General features: G+C 65.3%; 19 protein-coding genes and 1 pseudogene. 15 read left to right on the top strand and 5 right to left on the bottom strand.

The features are described 5' to 3' along the window. Nucleotides 1–47 precede the first annotated feature (47 nt). Nucleotides 48–1262, bottom strand: a complete 1215-nt coding sequence (locus IB257_RS05990) for an MFS transporter (RefSeq protein WP_192492011.1) — start codon at nt 1260–1262, stop codon at nt 48–50. Nucleotides 1263–1488: 226 nt separating this feature from the next. Between IB257_RS05990 and IB257_RS05985 the strand changes: the two genes are divergently transcribed. Further along, on the top strand, nt 1489–2403 hold the full coding sequence (locus IB257_RS05985) for a LysR family transcriptional regulator (RefSeq protein WP_192328285.1): 915 nt from the start codon (nt 1489–1491) through the stop codon (nt 2401–2403). Between the two features lie 56 nt (nt 2404–2459). Here IB257_RS05985 and IB257_RS05980 read toward each other — a convergent pair whose 3' ends face one another. Beyond that, nucleotides 2460–3626, bottom strand: coding sequence for a mandelate racemase/muconate lactonizing enzyme family protein (locus IB257_RS05980; RefSeq protein ID WP_192492010.1), 1167 nt, complete (start codon nt 3624–3626; stop codon nt 2460–2462). Nucleotides 3627–3707: 81 nt separating this feature from the next. On the opposite strand from IB257_RS05980, the gene IB257_RS05975 reads away from it, so the two are divergent. Genes IB257_RS05975 through IB257_RS05955 form a run of 5 tightly spaced genes read left to right on the top strand, consistent with a single transcriptional unit; the run spans nt 3708 to nt 8775 of the window. Continuing rightward, nucleotides 3708–4475 carry an ABC transporter permease gene (locus IB257_RS05975; RefSeq protein WP_054456338.1) on the top strand — a complete coding sequence of 256 codons (768 nt, stop codon included), beginning with the start codon at nt 3708–3710 and terminating at the stop codon, nt 4473–4475. Nucleotides 4476–4498: 23 nt separating this feature from the next. Next, entirely contained in the window at nt 4499–5362 is an 864-nt protein-coding gene (locus tag IB257_RS05970) for an ABC transporter ATP-binding protein (protein WP_192492009.1), read from the top strand. A 34-nt stretch (nt 5363–5396) separates the two neighbouring features. Further along, the gene (locus tag IB257_RS05965; protein ID WP_192492008.1) at nt 5397–6395 is read left to right on the top strand and encodes an ABC transporter substrate-binding protein; all 999 of its coding nucleotides are present in this window, start codon (nt 5397–5399) and stop codon (nt 6393–6395) included. Further along, nucleotides 6392–8059 (top strand): GMC family oxidoreductase, encoded by a 1668-nt coding sequence (locus tag IB257_RS05960; protein WP_192492007.1) that lies wholly within the window; start codon nt 6392–6394, stop codon nt 8057–8059. Before IB257_RS05965 ends, IB257_RS05960 begins: the two co-directional genes overlap by 4 nt. Continuing rightward, nucleotides 8056–8775 (top strand): GntR family transcriptional regulator, encoded by a 720-nt coding sequence (locus IB257_RS05955; RefSeq protein WP_054456341.1) that lies wholly within the window; start codon nt 8056–8058, stop codon nt 8773–8775. The genes IB257_RS05960 and IB257_RS05955 overlap by 4 nt, the downstream gene beginning before the upstream one ends. Nucleotides 8776–8835: 60 nt before the next feature. Here IB257_RS05955 and IB257_RS05950 read toward each other — a convergent pair whose 3' ends face one another. After that, a complete protein-coding gene (locus tag IB257_RS05950) occupies nt 8836–9633 on the bottom strand; it encodes an aminoglycoside adenylyltransferase family protein (RefSeq protein WP_192492006.1) in 798 nt (265 codons plus the stop codon). Nucleotides 9634–9769: 136 nt separating this feature from the next. Between IB257_RS05950 and IB257_RS05945 the strand changes: the two genes are divergently transcribed. From IB257_RS05945 to IB257_RS05925, 5 genes and pseudogenes are all read left to right on the top strand, one after another. After that, the gene (locus IB257_RS05945; RefSeq protein WP_175161463.1) at nt 9770–10375 is read left to right on the top strand and encodes a hypothetical protein; all 606 of its coding nucleotides are present in this window, start codon (nt 9770–9772) and stop codon (nt 10373–10375) included. Between the two features lie 23 nt (nt 10376–10398). Beyond that, nucleotides 10399–11406 (top strand): hypothetical protein, encoded by a 1008-nt coding sequence (locus IB257_RS05940; RefSeq protein ID WP_119451361.1) that lies wholly within the window; start codon nt 10399–10401, stop codon nt 11404–11406. A gap of 59 nt (nt 11407–11465) precedes the next feature. Next, on the top strand, nt 11466–12674 hold the full coding sequence (locus IB257_RS05935; protein WP_192492005.1) for a hypothetical protein: 1209 nt from the start codon (nt 11466–11468) through the stop codon (nt 12672–12674). A gap of 17 nt (nt 12675–12691) precedes the next feature. Then, nucleotides 12692–12796: pseudogene (locus tag IB257_RS05930) on the top strand (VOC family protein); the annotation flags it as partial. 84 nt (nt 12797–12880) lie between these two features. Then, complete coding sequence (locus tag IB257_RS05925) at nt 12881–13228, top strand: hypothetical protein (RefSeq protein WP_054456346.1); 348 nt, start codon at nt 12881–12883, stop codon at nt 13226–13228. 63 nt (nt 13229–13291) lie between these two features. On the opposite strand, the gene IB257_RS05920 is transcribed toward IB257_RS05925, so the two are convergent. Together IB257_RS05920 and IB257_RS05915 are read right to left on the bottom strand one after the other, a co-directional pair. Next, entirely contained in the window at nt 13292–14905 is a 1614-nt protein-coding gene (locus IB257_RS05920) for an NAD(P)/FAD-dependent oxidoreductase (protein WP_175161458.1), read from the bottom strand. 90 nt (nt 14906–14995) lie between these two features. Beyond that, complete coding sequence (locus IB257_RS05915; RefSeq protein ID WP_175213556.1) at nt 14996–15949, bottom strand: GlxA family transcriptional regulator; 954 nt, start codon at nt 15947–15949, stop codon at nt 14996–14998. Nucleotides 15950–16085: 136 nt separating this feature from the next. Here IB257_RS05915 and IB257_RS05910 point away from each other — a divergent pair, with 136 nt between their 5' ends. From IB257_RS05910 to IB257_RS31495, 4 genes are all read left to right on the top strand, one after another. Next, entirely contained in the window at nt 16086–16886 is an 801-nt protein-coding gene (locus tag IB257_RS05910; protein WP_175213555.1) for an SDR family oxidoreductase, read from the top strand. Nucleotides 16887–16889: 3 nt separating this feature from the next. Next, a complete protein-coding gene (locus IB257_RS05905) occupies nt 16890–18104 on the top strand; it encodes a multidrug effflux MFS transporter (protein WP_119451366.1) in 1215 nt (404 codons plus the stop codon). A 42-nt stretch (nt 18105–18146) separates the two neighbouring features. Then, nucleotides 18147–18560 (top strand): PaaI family thioesterase, encoded by a 414-nt coding sequence (locus tag IB257_RS05900; protein ID WP_054456351.1) that lies wholly within the window; start codon nt 18147–18149, stop codon nt 18558–18560. A 255-nt stretch (nt 18561–18815) separates the two neighbouring features. Beyond that, nucleotides 18816–19091, top strand: a complete 276-nt coding sequence (locus IB257_RS31495) for a hypothetical protein (protein WP_082401177.1) — start codon at nt 18816–18818, stop codon at nt 19089–19091. Nucleotides 19092–19093: the final 2 nt, after the last annotated feature.

The raw sequence follows: 19093 nt of genomic DNA, 5'->3' as shown, positions 1-19093 counted from the left end.
GCTTCGGCGCCTCTTTCATTTTGAGTTGGGAGATGAAAGCGCTGCCGTCATCCCCTCAATCGCACCAAGAATGCTCCGAGCGCCGTGGCAGTGGACAGCATCGTCACCGCCATCCATCCGAACTGTGCATACAGCAAGGCTGCCAACGCCGACCCGACGGCCATTCCGATGAACATGCCGGTGAACAGCACCGCGTTGAGCCGGCTGCGGGCGTTCGCATCGATACCGTAGATGATGGTTTGGTGCGCGATCAGCGCTGCCTGTATGCCCAGGTCGAAGCCGATGGCGCTGGCGACCAGCAATCCCAGCTGCGCGCCGGGCGCCAGGAACGGGGTCAAACCCATCACGGCGAAGGACACGACGACCAGAGCTGCGCCCAGGCGGGTGACTAGCGCGGCGCCGTGGCGGTCGGCGATGCGTCCGGCGATGGGAGCGGCCATGGCCCCTGCCGCGCCGGCCAGTCCGAAGGCGCCGGCGGCGGCTGCGCCCAGGTTGAAGGGTTCGCCATGCAGCATGACGGCCAGGGTGGACCAGAAGGCGCTGAAGCCGATCGACAGCAGGCCTTGGGCCCAAGTGGCGCGACGTAGTGCGGCATGTTGCTGCCATAGCGCGGCCAGCGATCGCAGCAGCGCAAAGTAAGGCAGTTGCGTGCTGGCTTCGAAGCGCGGGAGCTGGCGCTTTGCGGCCAGGCCTACGAGCGCGATGCTGGCGGCGGCGGCCGCGAACATGGCGCGCCAACCCCAGTTCTCGGCAACGAAGCCGCTGACTACCCGGGACAGCAGGATGCCCAGCAGCAGGCCTGTCATCACCGTGCCGACGATTTTGCCGCGATGCGCGGCTGGCGCCAATGTTGCGGCTGCCGGAACGATGTCCTGTGCCATCGTTGCGGACACGCCGACGGCCAGGCTGGCGGCCAGCAGCGTCGGCAAAGAGGGCGACAGGGCCGCGAGCAGCAGCGCGGCGAACAGGATGGCGGCCTTGGTGAGGATGATCCTGCGCCGGTCATGCCGGTCACCCAGCGGCGCCAGGAAGAGGATGCCCAGGGCATAGCCCAACTGGGTCAGTGTTGGCAGCAGTCCGACTGACTGGGGAGAGGCGCCGATGTCCGGCGCCAGCACTCCCAGCATGGGCTGGCTGTAGTACAGGGATGCGACCGACAGGCCGGCGCTGCCGGCCAGCATGAAGGTCAAGCGTAGTGGCAGCCCCGATTGGGGGGCTGGATCCTGATCCTTGGCGGCGGCGGTAATTTGCGTGGAAGGCATATTGGTGTGTTCCAGGGGCTCAGTTGGCGGCCGCCACGGCGGCCTGTTGAAGGGCTTGCAGGAACGCCGCGGGCGGTTGCGCACCGCTGACGAGAGAATCGCCGATGCACAGGGATTTCACGGCGTGGCTCCTTGCGTTGAGAGGAACGCCAGATTAGTCTTTGCGTAAAAATCAATGAATCGGTCTGTATCGCAACGTAGGATTGCGTATTTCGCAAAGATAACCATGGATAAACTGCAAGCCTTGCGCGTCTTCCTGGACGTGGCCGAGTCAGGAGGATTCTCCAGAACCGCGCGGCGCCTGGGGGTCGCCACGTCTTCCGTCACGCGGCTGATCGATACCTTGGAGGCGTCTCTCGGTACCGCGCTGCTGACCCGGTCGACGCGCCGGGTAACGTTGACCGACGCAGGAGTGACTTACCTGGAGCAGGTGTCCAGGGTTGTGTCGGATCTGGAGGAGGCCGACGGCAGCGTGTCGGACGTTGGCGCGGTCGCGGTCGGACCCTTGCGAGTTTCCTTGCCTGTGACCTTCGCGCGCTTGTGCCTGGGACCCTATATCTCGGGTTTCCTGCGCGAGAATCCGCGCGTGTCACTGGATCTGGTGCTATCCGATGCGTATGTGGACCTGGCGGCGGAGCGGATCGATGTCGCCGTCCGCATTGGCACACCGGACTTGCAGCCGCAATTGATCGTGCGCAAATTGGCCGAGCATCGGCGCTATGTGGTGGCCAGCCACGAATACCTGGAGCGGCACGGCACGCCCACTGCGCCGGAGGAATTGACACAGCACGACTGTCTGCGATTCGCCCACCAGGCCGGGCCGCAGCGCTGGTCGTTTCTTCGGGGCGATGACAAGGTGCAGCATGTGGAGGTGCAGGGGCGTCTGGCCGCCAACAACTCGGACATGCTGCGCGAAGCTGTGCTGGATGGACAGGGCATCGCGTTGCTGGCGGAATGGCTGATCCGGGAGGACGTGCGGGCCGGGCGGCTGCGCCGGTTCTTCGAGGACTACGAGGTCAATCCTCAAGAGCAGAGTGTGTGCGTCCATGCGGCGTATCTACCGAATCGCAGGCACTCCAAAAAGGTCCAGGTATTCCTCGATTTTCTCCAGATGCGTCTTGCGACAAGCGCGGCCGGCTGACGTCAAGGCCTGTTGACCCTACAGCCAGGACAATTGCGGGCCTTCTTTCTGGGATGTTATGAACGTAAACCACAGATCTCGCGCAATTGCGCGAGATCCGGCTCCACGCCCAGGCCCGCCGCGTTTCCGAGCTTGGCCTCTCCTTCGATGATGACGCCCAACGCCGGGCTGAGGGCCGCGCGCAGCGGGTTCTCGTTGGCATCGATTTCAAGCATGCCGCCGGCTCGTCCTCGCGCCGCCAGAATGTGCGCCGACGCAAGCTGGCCGACACCCGCGCCAAGGAAATGCGGACAGTAGCGCAGTCCAGCCTCGTGAATCCTGTCGATGACGGGCAGGCAGCCGGATATGCCGCCCCATTTGGCCAGATCCGGCTGCACGACCTTAAGCGTCCTGCTATTGATCATGGTCTCGAAGGCATCTGAACCAATGAGGTTCTCCCCGGCTGCCAGGGGGATGTCCGTTTGAGCAGCCAACTGCGCCCATTCCGATAGTGGGCGATCCGCGCGCAGCGGCTCTTCCAGCCAGCGCGGCGCGAACTCGCTGAAGTGGCTGGCCATGCGCTGCGCACCCGCCAGATCCCAGGCCTGATTGGCGTCCAGCATGAGCTCGTTGCCCGAAGGCAGCCGGGCGTGCACCGTTCTGACATTGGCGAGGTCCCGCTCTTCGCCAAAGCCCACCTTGAGCTTGAAAGCGCGATAGCCCTCCGCGTGTTTTGCGAGCACCGTATCTTCGGGGCGGTCAGGGTTGATGCCGCTTGCATAGACGCGGATCACGTCCGAGACGCCGCCCAGGAATTGCCATAGCGGCTCACCCGCCCGGCGCGACAGCATGTCCCACAAGGCCAGGTCGATGCCGGCGATCACCTGTGCGGTGGGGCCAGGTTCGCCCGACTGGATGGCGAGCACCGCGGTGCGCGCGCTCATGTGGGCAAACGCGGCTTGGGCCGAGGCGTAAGGCTGACCGACGACCAGCGGCGCGACAACGGTTTCAAGCAGACGGGCGCGGTGTTCCGCGCCGCAGCCGGGAAAGTTGCACCAGACCTCGCCCCAGCCCACTGCGCCATCCGTGTCCTCTACCCGCACGAGCAGGGCGGGGCGGTCATGCATGGTGCCGAACGAGGTTTGTACCGGACGCTTGACCGGCCATCGCAGGACGTAGGCCTCGATACGCGTCAGCGTGAATGGTTTGATGGACCAGGCTTGAGTCGTATTAGGGTTTGTCATGGCATGAAGATATTAAGTGCTGGTCTATAGTATGTTTAGCACTTACGGATTGCAACTCAGGTCTAACCCTCTATACACACCATGCGCCTTCCGTCCTTCATCTCGCGCCCGCTGCTCATCGCGGCGCCATGGCTATGCATCCTCTTGCTGTGGCTGGCGGTGCGCGCCAGCGGACTCGTCAGCCCCGCGCTTGTGCCTTCGCCGGCCGCGGTCGTCGAAAAGTTCATCGAGCTCTCCAAGGACCGCCTGTGGCTGGACATCTGGATGTCGGCCCGGCGCGTCTTCACGGGCGTCGCGCTGGGCATCCTGGTGGCAGTGCCTGTGGGTTTTTGCCTGGGCTGGTATCGCGGGCTGCGGGTCTTCATCGATCCCGTCATCAACTTCTTTCGCGCGCTCCCGCCGATCGCGTTGATTCCGCTGGTGATCGTCTATTTCGGCATCGGCGAATCGGCCAAGACCGTCATCCTGTTCTACGCCTCGTTCTTTGCGGGCGTCATCGTGATGTACGAAGGCATCGCCCAGATCAGCCCGATCTTCGTGCGCGTCGCCCGCACGCTGGGGGCCAACGACGTGGAGATCTTCGCCAAGGTCATCGTGCCGCTTACCGTGCCGCACATCCTGACGGCCATCCGAGTGGCGTTGGGCGTGGCCTGGGCCACGCTGGTGGCGTCCGAGCTCATCGCGGCCCAGCAGGGGCTCGGGGCGCTTATCCAGAATGCATCGTCGTTCTTCCAGCTGGACGTGATCTACGTGGGGATCATCTGCATCGGCCTCATCGCCATGCTGATGGACCTGGCGCTGCGGGCCGTGAGCCGGCGCCTGGTCGCGTGGCAAGACCGCATCGCCTGAGACCGTTCCGGACATACAAGACCATGACCATCAGCACTCAACTGCGCAGCGTGGACACCGCTACGCCTAAGCCTTCCCAGGAACCGGAAGTCAGGATCAGGTTCGATAACGTCACCGTGGACTTTCCCACGGCCACAGGCCCGATGAGGGTGGTGGATGGCGTGACCCTGGACATCCGGGATGGGGAGTTCGTCTCCATCATCGGCCCTTCAGGCTGCGGCAAGACGACCTTGATGAATATCGTCGGCGGGTTTGTGCAACCCACCGCCGGCTCCGTGACGCTGGACGGCCGGCCCATCACGGCGCCCGGGCCCGACCGCGGCGTGATCTTCCAGGAATACGGCGTGTTCCCGTGGCTGACGGTGCGCGGCAACATCGAGTTCGGCATGAAGCTCGCGGCCAACAAGACGAGCCCGCGGGAGCGCGCCGAGATCTGCCAGCGCTACATGAAGCTGATGGGCCTGAGCGACTTCGCCGATCACTTTCCGAAGCATCTGTCCGGCGGCATGCGGCAGCGGCTGGCGATTGCGCGCGCCTACGCCGTCAAGCCCCAGTTCCTGTTGATGGACGAGCCCTTCGGCGCGCTGGATGCGCAGACCCGGACCGCCATGCAGGACCTGCTGCTCGAAGTGTTGCAGACCGAAGGCAAGACGGTGATGCTGATCACCCACTCGGTGGAGGAAGCCGTCTACCTGTCGTCAAAGATCGTCGTGGTCACCGCCCGGCCTTCAAAGGTCCGGAAGGTGATAGAGGTGCCTTTCGGCTACCCCCGTTCGGAGCGGGTCCACGAGGACCCTCGCTTCGTCGAGTTGAGCCGCGAGATACGGGAGCTGGTCATGTTCGAGTACGAAGCCCAGGCCCGCCAATCCGTGCGCCCGACGGATTGAGCCAGCGTCAGCAGCCCCACCACAAGGAGACTCCATGAAACTCGACCGCAGAACCCTACTCAAGGCCGGCATGGCCGCTTCCATCGCAGCAATCGCGGCGCCTGCCATCGGCCAGGCGCGCAAGAAACTGCGCGTAGGCTACTTGCATACGCCCGCCGTCGACGGCCACCTGTGGCTGGGCTTGCAGATGGGCAGCTACGCCAAGCATGGTTTGGAACTGGAGCCCATTGTCTTCACCACGGGGCTGGAGATCTTCCAGGCCATGATAGGCGGCAGCCTGGATGTGCTGGCCACCGGCGCGGTTGTGTCGAACTTTCCAGCGCGCGGGCAGGGCAAGGTTTTTCTTGTGAACGACATCGAGTACGGTACTGCCCAGCTTTGGGTCCGCGACGAGTCGATCAAGACCGTGGCCGATCTGAAGGGCAAGCAGATCTCCACGACCACGGGTACGACCGCCCATGTGTTCCTGGACCGGGCCTTGCGCGCCGCCAAGCTCGATCCGGGCAAGGACGTGCAGATCGTCAACCAGCGCATGGCCGATGCCGTTACCTCGTTCGTGTCCGGCGCGGTCAGCGCGGTTGCGCTCTGGGTTCCGTTTGACACGATCGTCCGGTCCAAGGTGTCCAGTGCGCGCATGCTGATCGACGCGTCCGCGTTCTATCCGGAGGCGGCGATCATGGGCGGATGGGCGGCCAGGAACGATTTCTACGAGGCCCAGAAGCCGGCCATCCGCAGCCTCATCGCTGCCTGGGGCGAGGCCAACGATGCAATCGTAAAAACTCCGGACGCGGCGGTGGAGACGCTGCAGAAGACGCAATACAAGGACGTGCCGCTGGCCGAGTTCAAGGCGCAGTTCAAGCAGGCCAAGTATTTCTCCACGGCGGAATGGCGCACCAAGTACGAGGACGGCTCAGTGACACGCTGGCTGCAGCAGGTGACCGATTTCTTCGCGCAGGCCGGGAATATTCCGAATCCGGTTCCCGCTTCGCGCTACTTCGATCCCTCGGCCTATCTGGAGGCGATCAAGGCATGAGCATTCCGGCTGGCGCGGGCTTTGATTACATCGTCGTCGGCGGCGGCTCCGCCGGATGCGTGCTGGCCAACCGGCTCAGCCGCGATCCTGCGGTGCGCGTGCTGCTGCTGGAGGCGGGCGCGGCTGCGCACAATTTCTGGCTCAAGCTGCCGGTGGGCTACTTCAAGACCATTTACGATCCGCGGTTTGCTCGGCTGTTCCCGGTCGAAGCCCAGGCCGAAACCGGCAATCGCGCCATCCTGTGGCCGCGCGGCAAGGCGTTGGGCGGTTCAAGCGTGATCAACGGCTTGTTGTACATCCGTGGTCAGCATGAGGACTACGACGACTGGGCCGATCTGGGCGCAACGGGATGGGCCTATCGGGACGTACTGCCGTACTTCAAGAAATCCGAGCGCTACGACGGGGGCGAGTCCGAGTATCACGGCGCTTCCGGTGAACTCCGTGTCTCCAACCTGCGCAATGAACATCCTTACACGGCTGCTTGGGTGGAAGCGGCAGTCGAGGCCGGCTGCCGGCGCAATGACGACTTCAACGGCGCCGAATCGGAGGGCGTGGGTCCCTACCAGCTGACGCTGGGCAGCCGTTGGCGTTGCGACGCCGCGACCGCGTTTCTTTATCCGGTCAGGTCGCGTCCGAACCTGGTGATCGAGACCGGCGCCCATGTCACGCGCATCCTTATCGAAAGCGGCCGGGCGCTGGGCGTGGAGTGGGTGCAAGAGGGCCATTTGAAGCGCGCGATGGCGGATGTCGAGGTGGTACTTGCTGCGGGTGCGCTGCAATCGCCCCAGGTACTGCAGCTTTCGGGCGTGGGCGACGCAGCGCTGCTTGCCAGGCACGGCATCGCCGTCGCCGCGCATTCGCCGGAAGTCGGCCGCAACCTGCAAGATCATTACCAGGCGCGCGTGATCGTCAAGCTTAAACGGCGCATGTCGCTCAACGACGCGGTGCGCAATCCGTTCAGCCTCGCAGGCATGGGGGCGCAGTGGCTGTTCCAGGGCAGGGGACCGCTCACGGTGGGCGCGGGCCAGGTAGGCGGGCTGGCGGCGACCGAGCACGCGGTGGGCGGCCGTGCGGACATACTTTTCAATGTCATGCCGCTATCCGTGGACAAGCCAGGCGACGCGCTGCACCGGTTTTCCGGCTTTTCCGCGTCGGCGACGCAATGCAGGCCCGATTCGCGCGGCACCGTCGAGATCGTGGGCACGGATCCGTTCGCATCGCCGCGCATCGTCTCGAACTACCTGACCGAACCGCGCGATGCGAAGGTCTTGGTCGCGGGCTTGCGCATGTTGCGCGACATCTATGCCCAGCCGTCGTTCCGCGACCTGGTAACCGGAGTTGAGTACCTGCCGGGAAACGATGTCACGACAGCCGCCGCGCTGGAGCAATTCGCGCGCGACAAGGGCGGCACGGTGTTCCATCCTGCCGGCACCTGCCGCATGGGCGGCGACGCCGGGTCGGTGGTCGACGCGCGCTTGCGCGTGCGCGGGGTGGAGCGCTTGCGCGTCGTCGACGCTTCGGTCATGCCCCGCATGGTGTCGACGAACACCAACGCCGCCGCGATCATGATCGGCGAGAAGGGCGCCGCGCTGATCCTGGAAGACGCGCGCGGCGCTGCCCGGCCGCAAGCGCGTGATATAGTCGCGGACACTTTGACGCCATGATTCTCGACACCGCCCAAGCCCCTCTCTACGTTCAACTTTCGGATCTGTTCCGGCAGCGGATCCTGAAGGGTGTGTGGAAGAACGGCGAAAAATTGCCCTCGCTCGACGCGCTGGCAGAGGAGTTCCACGTGGCCAAGGTCACGGTGCGCCAGGCAATCGAAAGGCTTACCCGCGACGGACTGCTTTCACCGCAGCGGGGGCGCGGCACCTTCGTGACGGGAGCGCCCCAGGACAACCGTTGGTTCCGTGTCGAGACCACGCTCGAGAACCTGTCCAGCGTCTATCGGGATACGCACCCGACCATACTCAATATCGACGAGTCCACGCGCACGCCGTTGCTGAACGAGTCGGACGGCGTCGCCGCGGAAAAGTACGTGTTCATGCGGCGCATCCATGCCCGCAACGGGCAGCCGTATTGCGTCATCAACATCTACCTGGACGCCGCCATCTTTGCCAAGCACCCTGCGCGCTTTCGCAAGGAGACCGTCATTCCCATTCTGATGGGGATGTCCTCGGTGGATATTGTCTCTGCCCGTCAGGTGCTGACCATTTCGACCGCTGACGTCGAGGTGGCGCGGCATTTGGGCATCAACGTGAACGCGCCCGTGGCGGAAGTCCGGCGCGTATTCACCGGGCCGGACCGCCGCGTCATCTACCTGGGCGAAGTGACGTATCGCGGCGATTTCGTGCGCATGGAAATCGACCTGAAGCCGTGATGGCTGAAAGGCTGCCCGCTGCATCCGCGCAGGCAAGCAGGCCGTTCACGTGTCCCCGGGTTATCGGCTGCCGGCCAGTCCTTCAATAGTGGCGCGGGCGTGGGCAATGAACGCTGCGGTTTCGGCATCGTGCCGTTGCGCCAGGTCGTCTTCTTCCTGTCCCAGATAGATCGCGCGCGCCTTGGCGAGGACGGGGCGGTAGGGCGCTTCCAACCTCTCGAGCAGCCATGCCGCCGCCTGGTCCTTGGATGCGATGCCCCCGGAGACGGCCGTGTACCAGATGCGCGCCAGCGCGAGGATGATGTGCTTTTCATCGCCGGCCCAGTCCTCGGGCGTGTTCCACTGCGCGACAGTGTCCAGTAGCGCCCGCCTCAGGTCTTCGCGGGGGACGGCCTGGAGCAACTGATCGGCCTGCGGCCCCAAGATGGGAATGCTGTGTCCACGGACCTTGGTGAGCAGTATGGCCAGATCGTGGTCCATCATGGGCGGTTCCACGACGCCCGCCATCAGATCGGTCCGCAGCCATTCGCCGAACTGGAGTTCGCGTCTGGCCGGGTGGCGCCAAGGCACGACGTGTTCCAGCGCCAGCACGGTGACTTCGAGCGCGCGCAAATCGGGTGATGAGCCGGGCGGCGCGGAGATCGCCAATAGCGCCGCGGCCAGCGCGCGCAGCACGGCTTCGTCCGGCGGCTGGGTCACGGTAACGAGCAGGTCGATATCGCTATGGGGCTGCAGCCCGCCGTCCACGGCGGAGCCGAACAGATGGATGGCGACAAGGCCAGCGCCCAGATGCCGTTCGATGAGGCTGCTGGCCGCTGCGACCTGGGGGGCGATTGAGGGGGGAACGAGATGAGCCATGCGTCGATAGTAGCGAAGTTTGCTCGCAGCCGGCAGGGCGGCGGCGCGCAGGCCATGATCGCCGCGCCGGCACTGGTACTATGCCGGCGCAAGGCCCAAGTCCGCTGATCCCAACAAGCCCACGACAGGCACCGAGATGAACCGTTTATTGTTCCGAGCAGGCGCCCTGGCCGCAGGCGTCCTGATGGCAACGGCCAGCCAGGCGCAACCGCCTGCGGCCGCGCCCAATATTGGAGGCTGGCGCCAGGTGTCGGATAGCCAGTTCAACCGGCAATTCCATTTCTCGATGCTGCCCGGCGTGGCGGCCATCGGCAGCAACTGGGCGGTGTACGACTCCCGCGCGGGGAAGGTGGTGTGCTGCCTGGTGGTGGAAGGGCCGGAAGTGTCGGAAGAGCAACTGGGCAGCGTGTACGACATTCCGGGCCCCTGGATCACCGATCTGACCAATGGCTGGAACCTGGACGCGGCGCCTTACCGGCCGCGGGTGCAATTGCTGCGCGTGGATGGCGAGTTGCGCGACTACGAGTTCGCCGATGCTGGCGACGGCGTGGGCGGTCTGCTGGTCCCCGACCATGCCGACGCCGTCGCCGCCCGCTCGCTGGAAATCGATGGACAGCGCTACGCGGTGGAGCGCAAGGATTCGACGCTGGCTGATGACGATGGCGGCCTGTACACGTACAGCCTGCGTCCGGCCAAGGGCGGCGCGCCGCTGAAGATCGAGGTTCCCATCGGAACCTATTGAGCCCGGGAGGCGACGACCACCGCATGAGCCAGACCCTGCAAATCGAGGATGCCCCGCTCACCGAGGATGACATCCTGCTGCTGCGCAGATGCTCCCGCGGCAGACTGTTGATGGCCGTGTTCGGCGTCTTCGTGGTGCTGCTGCTGGCGCTTTCCGTGTTGACCTTTGTCGTGCTTGGTCTGTCCGAGTGGCGCGCGCTGGACGTCGGCGTGGGCGCGGTGCTGCTGGCGGGCATTGCGGTGATGGGAGCGCTGGCGGTGTTTTTCGGACGCAAGCTGCTGCGCATGCCGCCAGGCTGGCGCAGCCTCGACCGGGCGCTGAAGGGGCGGCTGGCCAAGCAGATCGTTTCAGGCCGGCTGACGTCATTTGGTCCGGCTTCCTCGACGCCGGGCGTGTGCTACGGATTCGGCGAGCAGCGCGTGGACGCCGCCCTGCCGTTCTGGAACGAGATCGCCAGCGACACTCGTAGCGGACACGGGCCCGCGACGGCCGTGGGTCTGACAAATCTGCCCGTGCGCCTGCACCTGCTGACCTTGCAGCCAGACTCGCCTCCCGTGCTGTTGCGGGTGGAGTACCCCATGAGCGCGGAATCCCTGGTCGCTGTCGAGGAAATCAGCGATGCCGACCGTGCGGCCGTGCGCAGGGAAGAGTTGGACGCGCGCAAGTTCATGCTGATCTTTGCCCTTGTGCCGCTGGTGGGGGGGCTGTTTCTGCCGCCGCTGCTGTTCGTCGCAGCGATCTTTGCAATCCTGGGAATGCTGTTTGGCATGCGCAGCCGCAAACTGCAGCGGGGGCTGTACAAACATGGCGTGCGGGGCGTGGTCGAAGAGGCCGTGGTCTATCGATTGCGCAGCCCCAACTCCTCGATCGTCTCGCTGGTCCACAACTACCGCATCGGCGGCGTGATGTATCGGGTCGAATACCTGGGCGACGTGGTTGAACCGGGCAGGCGCGTCGAGTTCGAGTTCCTGGATGGCGGCCTGAAGGGGCAGACTGCGCTGTTCTTCCGCGTGGACGGCGAGCCTGCGTAGGCGTCAATGAATCGGCGGAACCGCCATCAGTGGATCCCGCCAAGCAAAAGGAGAGTTGCATGTCCGTACCCATAGACGTGTCCGGCGATCCCGCGGGCTCGGTGAGCGAGGCAGGGCATTATCAGGTGAGCCTGACCGCGGCGGGCAGCCACGTCTTCGCACGCGAAGCAGGGCGCGGCAATCTGATCATCGGCCCGGCCAGCATGGGCAAGAAGGCTGATCTGCACGTGGCTGGCGACGAGGCCATCAACTGGGCTGCATTTGAACCGTTCTCCACGCCTGCCGGCTCGCCGTGGCCGCGGCATATCGATTATTACGGCAACGACAGCGGTTTTTTCGGCTGGTCGCAGGGCCGCGAAATCGAGCAGTTCAGCTGGGCGCCGGCATACTCAGGCAGGCGCGCCATCGACGCGGGCGCGGCAAGAATCCAGACGCTGCGCATCCGGCTGGACCAGGTGTCGGGGCATCTTGAAGCCAGGTTGCCTCAGGTCCGTGACCTGGAGTTGTTTGGCGACCTGACGCACATTGCCGTGGCGGGCGAACTGCCCGATATGCTGTCGCTGCGGCCGGCGCTGGGGCGCCGGACTGGCGTGGCGTCTTACGCCTTGCCCGATCTCGGCCCGCTGCGGGGCGTGCGCGCGCTGGCGCTGCATGGCGCGCCGCTGGGGCAGCCCATTTCGCTGCAGGGAATCGATCGCTTTCCGGAGTTGGAGAGCCTGTCGCTCTGGGGCGGCTTCAGCGGTTGGGAGGCGCTTGCCCGCCTGCCGCGCCTGACTAGTCTGGAGATCCGATTCACGCCCGATCTGGATGGCTTGCCGGAACTGGCCAGTTGGCCCGCGCTGGACAGGTTCATCGCCTACAACGTCGACGAAGCCGCGGGCAAGCGCTTGAAGGCGCAGATGAAGGCAAGGGAGAAGGTCCGCGCATGGGGCGGTTACAACTCCGTCTCCCAGCTGCGCAAGCGGGAGTGGTGGCAAAGCGAATACGGCCGGCCTTTCTCGGGCTGGAACAGCCGCATGGCGAAGTCGGCGAATACGGCCTACGACACGGCCAGGTCGGCGCTGGAAAGCGCAAACAATACCGTTGAGGTCCAAGCCGCAATCTCTGTCTTTACCCGCCACTTCAACAGCATGAAGGGGATCGAGACCAGCGAGCGCGAAGACATAGGCGAGGCGGTGTGGCAGTTCAGCCAGCTTGCCCAGGTCGAACGGCTGGGAGTAAGCGAAGCGCAGACGCAGCGCTGGTTCGACGAGGCCAGGGATTACTGAGGCGTTGCTTACCCGTGGTCAAGGCCGCAGGCGATACCTTCTATGGCGGCTACGCGGGCTACTTCATGGATCCGGACGGGCATTTGTGGGAAGTGGTCTACAACCCTCGGATGCTGCCTTAGGAATAGACGCGTAGCGCTCTGTTACGGTGACAAAGGGGCGCTTCCTTTAAGCTCCGCGAGTCTCAATTCTGATGGAGCTGGCGCATGTTCAAGCCCTTGATTTCCGTGGCGTCGATGGTTGCATTGTTGGGAATGGGCGGCATGGCCCGGGCCCAGGATCTGGTCCTGCCTTCCATTCCCGAAGCGACGGATGCGATCGTCGACATGCTGGCGGACACGGGCATGCCCCGGCCGTCCAAGGTCAAGCTCGGAACCTGCATCCCGGCGGTGGAGGCCACGTATCCGGGCCAGGTCGCCTGCACGGTCGCGGTGACCCTGGGGGCCGCGGTCAGCGAGAACCAGATGGATTTCTACAAGCAGGACGGCAAGTGGAAAGCGCAGCCCAGCGTTTCCCAGGATAAGCTGCCGTTTCCTGATCCCAAGCTGGATTGAGAACGACCTCCGGCCTGGCGACGGCCACAGGCACTTCAACCCGGGCGCCGCAGGTGCGACTGTTTACGCCTGCCGGCTCATGATGCTCAAGGCCACCGCCTCGGCGATCTTGATGCCGTCCACGCCCGCCGACAGGATGCCGCCGGCGTAGCCCGCGCCTTCACCCGCCGGGAACAGTCCCTGGGTGTTGAGGCTCTGCAAGGTTTCGTTGTCGCGCTTGATGCGGATGGGCGATGAGGTGCGGGTTTCGACGCCGGTCAGCACCGCGTCGTGCATGCCGAAACCCTTGATGGTCTTGTCGAAGACGGGCAGCGCCTCGCGGATGGCAGTGATGGCGAATTCGGGGAGCGCGGTGGCCAGGTCGGTCAGGTGCACGCCCGGCGTGTATGACGGCAGCACGGAGCCGAATTCGGTCGATGCCTTGCCGGCGATGAAGTCGCCGACCAACTGGCCTGGCGCGCTGTAGTTGCGGCCGCCCAGCTCAAAGGCCTGGGATTCCCATTTGCGCTGGAAGTCCACGCCCGCCAGCACATGTTCGGGGTAATCGACCTCGGGCGAGATCCCGACCACGATGCCCGCGTTGGCATTGCGCTCGTTACGTGAGTACTGGCTCATGCCGTTGGTGACGACACGGTCGGGTTCGGAGGTGGCTGCCACCACCGTGCCGCCCGGGCACATGCAAAAGCTGTAGACCGAGCGTCCGTTGCTGGCATGGTGCACCAGCTTGTAGTCCGCCGCGCCCAGGATGGGGTGGCCGGCGTTGGGACCGAAGCGCGCGCGGTCGATCAGCGACTGCGGATGTTCGATGCGGAAGCCGATAGAGAAGGGCTTGGCTTCCATGAACACGCCCTGGTCGCGCAGCATCTGGAAGGTGTCGCGCGCGCTGTGGCCGATGGCCAGCACGACGTGGTCGGCCTCGATGTGCTCGCCGCCGGCCAGGGTCACGCCGGTGACGCGGCCGTTTTCCCGATGCAGCGTTTCCACCCTGCTGGAGAAGCGGACTTCGCCGCCCAGCTTTGTGATGGTGTCGCGCATGACTTCCACCATGCCGACCAGGCGGAACGTGCCGATGTGCGGCTTGCTGACGTACAGGATTTCTTCGGGCGCGCCAGCCAGCACGAATTCCTTGAGCACTTTTTCGCCGTAGTGCTTGGGGTCCTTGATCTGGCTGTACAGCTTGCCGTCGGAGAAGGTGCCGGCGCCGCCTTCGCCGAACTGGACGTTCGAATCGGGGTTCAGGATGCGCTTGCGCCACAGGCCCCAGGTGTCCTTGGTGCGTTCGCGCACGGCCTTGCCGCGCTCCAGGATGATGGGTTTGAAGCCCATCTGCGCCAGGACCAGCCCGGCGAACAGGCCACAGGGGCCGGTGCCGATGACAATGGGGCGCTTGGCCAGGTTGGCGGGCGCCTGGGCGACGAACTTGTATTCGGTGTCGGGAGTGGGCTTGACGTTGCGGTCGTCGTGAAAGCGCTTGAGCAGCGCCGCTTCGTTTTCGACGTCGACGTCCAGCGTGTAGATCAGCAGGATGTTGTGCTTCTTGCGCGCGTCATAGCTGCGGGAGGCAACGGTATGGCCGCGCAGATCGCTGGCCGCTACACCCAGTTTCTTGAGAATCGCGGCGGGCAATTCTTCGGGCGCGTGATTCAACGGCAGCTTGATTTCAGACAGTCGCAACATCTTTGGTCCAGATAAATGGGCGAGCACAACGTCGCCAAACGCGAATTGTACTGGACCGCAGGCAGGGGGCCGCGGGGTATCTGGCGCCGGTCAGGGGCCGGGAGGGCTGGTCCGCGCGTCGCGCCGCACTGCCTGGGGCGGCATGCCGAACCCGCGCAGAAAAGCCTCGCGCAGGTGGCGGCGGTCGCGAAAACCGGTTTCCCTGGCCACGACTTCCAGCGGATGCCGGCTGCTTTCTATCATCAGCCGGGCAGCTTCCAGCCGCAGCCCCTCGATGGCCTTGGCGGGCGACTGGCCGGTCTCGGCCGTGAATACGCGGCTGAACTGGCGCGGGCTCAGGCTGGCGGCCTGGGCCAGATCCTCCACGCTCAAGGGGCGGGCGAGGTTGCGGCGGGCATGTTCCAGCGCCTGCTGGATGCGGTCGGACTTGGGCGCGAGCCTGAGCATTTCCGAGTGCTGCGACTGGCCGCCCGAGCGGCGCTGATGCATGACCAGCCGGTGCGCCACCGCGCGCGCGATATCCGCGCCCAGGTCTTTTTCCACCAGCGCCAAGGCCAGGTCCATTTCCGCGGTCATGCCGGCGGAGGTCCAGACCGTCCCGTCGGCGATGTAGATGCGGTCGGCCTCGACCCGCGCGCGCGGATGGCGCTGCTGCAAGGCGTCGGCCCAGTACCAGTGCGTGGTGGCGCGCCGGTCGTCCAGCAGGCCGGCGTCGGCCAGCAGGAACGCGCCGGTGCACAGGCCGGCGACGCGGCGCGAGCGGGGCGCGAGTTTTTCCAGCAGCCGGGGGAGTTCGGGCGCGACGGGCCTGGACAGGGGCGAAAGCACGCCGGCCACCAGCCAGGTGTCGGCCTGGCTGCGGACGGTGAGCGGACGGGCCTGTACCGTCAGGCCAGCCGAGGCGCGCACCGCGCCATCCAGGGCGTAGCTCTCCATAGCGTAGAAGGGCTCGCGCGCCACCACATTGGCGAGTTCGAACACGGCCTGCGTGCCCAGGCCGATGATCTGGAAGCCTTCGGGAAGTATGTAACCGATGCGGTGCATGGGAGCGTCCTTGCGGGCTATGGCCCCGCGTATGTCCTGCGTCAATGTCCTTATTTATGACTATATACGTCATTTACGCCATGGGCTGCAAGCCGCAATATGGCTTCCATCGCAATCACCCCTACGGAGTCTCACCATGGCACAAACCCAACCCGGCACTGCCCTCGTTACGGGCGCATCCAGCGGCATCGGCGCGCTGTACGCGGAAAAGCTCGCGCAGCAGGGCTACGACCTGATCCTGGTCGCGCGCAACCGCGAACGCCTGAACGCGCTGGCCAGCGTCATCAGCACCCGCAGCGGCCGCGCGGTGGAGGTATTGGCGGCGGACCTGGGCGACCGCGCGTCGCTGGCCCGCGTCGAAGAGCAACTGCGCCAGGACGCCAGCATTACCTTGCTGGTGAACAACGCCGGCATCGGCACGCATACGCCGCTGCTGCAAAGCGACGTGGAGCAGATGACGCGCATGGTCGACCTGAACGTCACCGCGCCGATGCGGCTGACCTATGCGGCGGTTCCGGGCTTTGTCGCGCGAGGCCGGGGCGCCATCATCAATATCGCTTCCGTCGTGGCGCTTGCGCCCGAAGTCCTTAATGGCGTCTATGGCGGCAGCAAGGCATTCGTGCTGGCGTTCAGCCAGTCGCTGCAACACGAGCTGGCCGGGACTGGCGTGCAGGTCCAGGCTGTGCTGCCCGGCGCCACGGCCACGGACTTCTGGGCCATCGGCGGGCGGCCGGTGGAAACATTGGACCAGCGCATCGTGATGCGCGCCGAAGACCTGGTCGACGCCGCCTTGCTGGGCTTCGCGCGCGGCGAGAAGGTCACCATTCCCTCGCTGCATGCTGGCGAGGAATGGGACGCCTACGAGGCCGCGCGCCTGGCCATGGCGCCCCATCTGTCCAGCAGCGCCGTTGCACAACGCTACACGGCCGCGGTCTGAACCATGGACACCGCCATCTCCGCTGCGGCGCCGGGCAGTGCGGCGCCTGCGCGCCTGACCGGGCGCCTGCTGGCCGTGCTTGCCGGCATGGCGGCCTTGGGCGCGCTGTCCACCAACATTATCCTGCCGGCGTTTCCCAGCATGGCAACCGAACTGGGCGTGGACGCCCGCGATATGGGACTGGTGCTGTCGAGCTTTTTCCTGGCCTTCGCCATCGGGCAATTGTTCGTCGGGCCGCTGTCGGACCGCTGGGGACGGCGCGCTCCGGTGGTGGGTGGACTGGTCCTGTTCATCGCCGGCAGCCTGGTGTGCGTGTGGGCGTCGACCTTGCCGCTGCTGGTGGCGGGCAGGGTGGTGCAGGCGCTGGGCGTATGCGCGGCCTCGGTGCTGTCGCGGGCCATCGCGCGCGACCTGTTCGAAGGCGAAGCGCTGTCGCGCACCCTGGCCTTGACCATGGTGGCCATGGCTGCCGCGCCGGGCTTTTCGCCGCTGCTGGGCAGCGCGATGGAGTACGGGCCGGGCTGGCGCGCGAGCTTTGCGCTGGTCGCGGTGCTGGGGCTTGTTCTGGCGCTGGCCTATGTGGCGACGGTGGGGGAGACGCATCCGGCCGACCGGCGCGCTGCGGCGACGCCCGCTGCCGTGCTGCGCGGCTATGCGGACTTGGCGCGGGATGTCCGGTTCATCGGTCCGGCGTCTGCCGTGAGCGTGGTCATCGGCGGCCTGTATGCCATTTTTGCTGCCACGCCAGCCATGCTCATGGGGCGCCTCGGTCTGAGCGCGCTGCAGTTGGGATTGTTCTTCGCCAGCACGGTGTTTGTGGTGTTCGCCGCCGGCATGCTGGCGCCGCGCCTGGCTCACCGCTTTGGCGCGGCCAGGGTGGCACGATCCGGCTGTGCGGTGGCGCTGGCGGGCGCGCTGACCTTGCTGGCGGGCGGCGAAGATAGCGGCCTGTCGCAGTTCACGGCCGCCGTGGCGCTGTATCTGTTCGGCATGGGACTGGTCAATCCGCTGGGCACTGCGCTGGCGCTGGGACCCTTCAGCCGGCAGGCCGGGCTGGCGTCCGCGCTGCTGGGCGGCCTGCAGATGGCTTGCGCGGGTGGCATGACGGCGTTGGCCAGCCTGGCGGGCGGCAGCCCCACGCTGATATTGGGCGGGGTGTTGGCTGGCGCTTCTGTGCTTGCGTGCGCTGCGTTGATGGCGGGCAAGCGCCAGCGGTAGTACTTTCCTGATTCTCGACAACCTGTACAAAGGACAAACGCAATGCTGCGCTCACCCGAAACCATAGAAAGTCTCTTCGAACGGCAACGCGGCACGTTGCCTGACACCTTCGGCGTGCGGCCGCTGTCAATCGAGGAAGGGCGCATGTCCATGGAAATGACGGTGGCGCCGTGGATGATGGCGCCCAACGGTTATCTGCACGCAGCCTCGCAGGTGATGCTGGCCGATACCTGCGCCGGTTACGCCACCCTGGCGCATCTGCCCGAAGGGGCCAAGGGCTTCACTACGCTGGAGCTGAAATCGAACTTCCTGGGCACCGCTCGGGAAGGCGTGCTGACCGTAGAGGCGGTGGCGGAGCACATGGGGCGCACGACCCAGGTCTGGTCGGCGACCGTGGTCGACGCAAGCGGCCGCAAGCTGTCGCTGTTCCGTTGTTCGCAGATCATCCTTTGGTGAGCGCGCGGCCCGGTGATGGGCCGCGATGGTAGAACCCGCAAGCCATTCCAGCCTTTTCGTCCGTTTCTCAGACGGATTCCGCCTTGGTTCCCGCGAGCGCCCTCGATAAGCTGCAATGTCGGCTTTCAGGACCGGCGGCCATGGCGCAAAGAACGCCGTTCGTTCACGACGCCCGACGCTGTTGGCATCCCCTGAAGCTGTGGCTTGGTTGTCTATTGACAACCTATTCTTATGTCTTCATACTGGATACCAATGATGGCTCGTCCGTCCCATCCCAAAAAAGAGGTCGAGGCAGCACTGCACCATGCCGAAGAATGCGGCTGGCGTGTGGAAGTTGGCGGTAGCCACGCATGGGGGCGGATCTATTGCCCCAGCAATCTGGCGGACTGCCGCTGCGGCGAATTCTGCATCACCAGCATCTGGAGCACCCCGAAGAACCCCGGCAATCATGCGCGCGCCTTGCTGCGCGTCGTAAATAACTGTACTGCGCACCGCCACTTGCCTAGGGCTGACGGCGGCGCATGGGAGTAGTG

The sequence above is a fragment of the Achromobacter sp. ACM03 genome (assembly GCF_014851665.1).
GTDB classification, from domain to species: domain Bacteria; phylum Pseudomonadota; class Gammaproteobacteria; order Burkholderiales; family Burkholderiaceae_B; genus Achromobacter; species Achromobacter aegrifaciens.
Note: the sequence above shows the minus strand (reverse complement) of the source record. Positions and strands in the feature narration are given on the sequence as shown.

Bases quoted from the DNA above. Each gene is read 5' to 3' on its own strand.
- IB257_RS05990 (WP_192492011.1), bottom strand. From the start codon at position 1,262: ATGCCTTCCACGCAAATTACCGCCGCCGCCAAGGATCAGGATCCAGCC.
- IB257_RS05985 (WP_192328285.1), top strand. From the start codon at position 1,489: ATGGATAAACTGCAAGCCTTGCGCGTCTTCCTGGACGTGGCCGAGTCA.
- IB257_RS05980 (WP_192492010.1), bottom strand. From the start codon at position 3,626: ATGACAAACCCTAATACGACTCAAGCCTGGTCCATCAAACCATTCACG.
- IB257_RS05975 (WP_054456338.1), top strand. From the start codon at position 3,708: ATGCGCCTTCCGTCCTTCATCTCGCGCCCGCTGCTCATCGCGGCGCCA.
- IB257_RS05970 (WP_192492009.1), top strand. From the start codon at position 4,499: ATGACCATCAGCACTCAACTGCGCAGCGTGGACACCGCTACGCCTAAG.
- IB257_RS05965 (WP_192492008.1), top strand. From the start codon at position 5,397: ATGAAACTCGACCGCAGAACCCTACTCAAGGCCGGCATGGCCGCTTCC.
- IB257_RS05960 (WP_192492007.1), top strand. From the start codon at position 6,392: ATGAGCATTCCGGCTGGCGCGGGCTTTGATTACATCGTCGTCGGCGGC.
- IB257_RS05955 (WP_054456341.1), top strand. From the start codon at position 8,056: ATGATTCTCGACACCGCCCAAGCCCCTCTCTACGTTCAACTTTCGGAT.
- IB257_RS05950 (WP_192492006.1), bottom strand. From the start codon at position 9,633: ATGGCTCATCTCGTTCCCCCCTCAATCGCCCCCCAGGTCGCAGCGGCC.
- IB257_RS05945 (WP_175161463.1), top strand. From the start codon at position 9,770: ATGAACCGTTTATTGTTCCGAGCAGGCGCCCTGGCCGCAGGCGTCCTG.
- IB257_RS05940 (WP_119451361.1), top strand. From the start codon at position 10,399: ATGAGCCAGACCCTGCAAATCGAGGATGCCCCGCTCACCGAGGATGAC.
- IB257_RS05935 (WP_192492005.1), top strand. From the start codon at position 11,466: ATGTCCGTACCCATAGACGTGTCCGGCGATCCCGCGGGCTCGGTGAGC.
- IB257_RS05925 (WP_054456346.1), top strand. From the start codon at position 12,881: ATGTTCAAGCCCTTGATTTCCGTGGCGTCGATGGTTGCATTGTTGGGA.
- IB257_RS05920 (WP_175161458.1), bottom strand. From the start codon at position 14,905: ATGTTGCGACTGTCTGAAATCAAGCTGCCGTTGAATCACGCGCCCGAA.
- IB257_RS05915 (WP_175213556.1), bottom strand. From the start codon at position 15,949: ATGCACCGCATCGGTTACATACTTCCCGAAGGCTTCCAGATCATCGGC.
- IB257_RS05910 (WP_175213555.1), top strand. From the start codon at position 16,086: ATGGCACAAACCCAACCCGGCACTGCCCTCGTTACGGGCGCATCCAGC.
- IB257_RS05905 (WP_119451366.1), top strand. From the start codon at position 16,890: ATGGACACCGCCATCTCCGCTGCGGCGCCGGGCAGTGCGGCGCCTGCG.
- IB257_RS05900 (WP_054456351.1), top strand. From the start codon at position 18,147: ATGCTGCGCTCACCCGAAACCATAGAAAGTCTCTTCGAACGGCAACGC.
- IB257_RS31495 (WP_082401177.1), top strand. From the start codon at position 18,816: ATGGCTCGTCCGTCCCATCCCAAAAAAGAGGTCGAGGCAGCACTGCAC.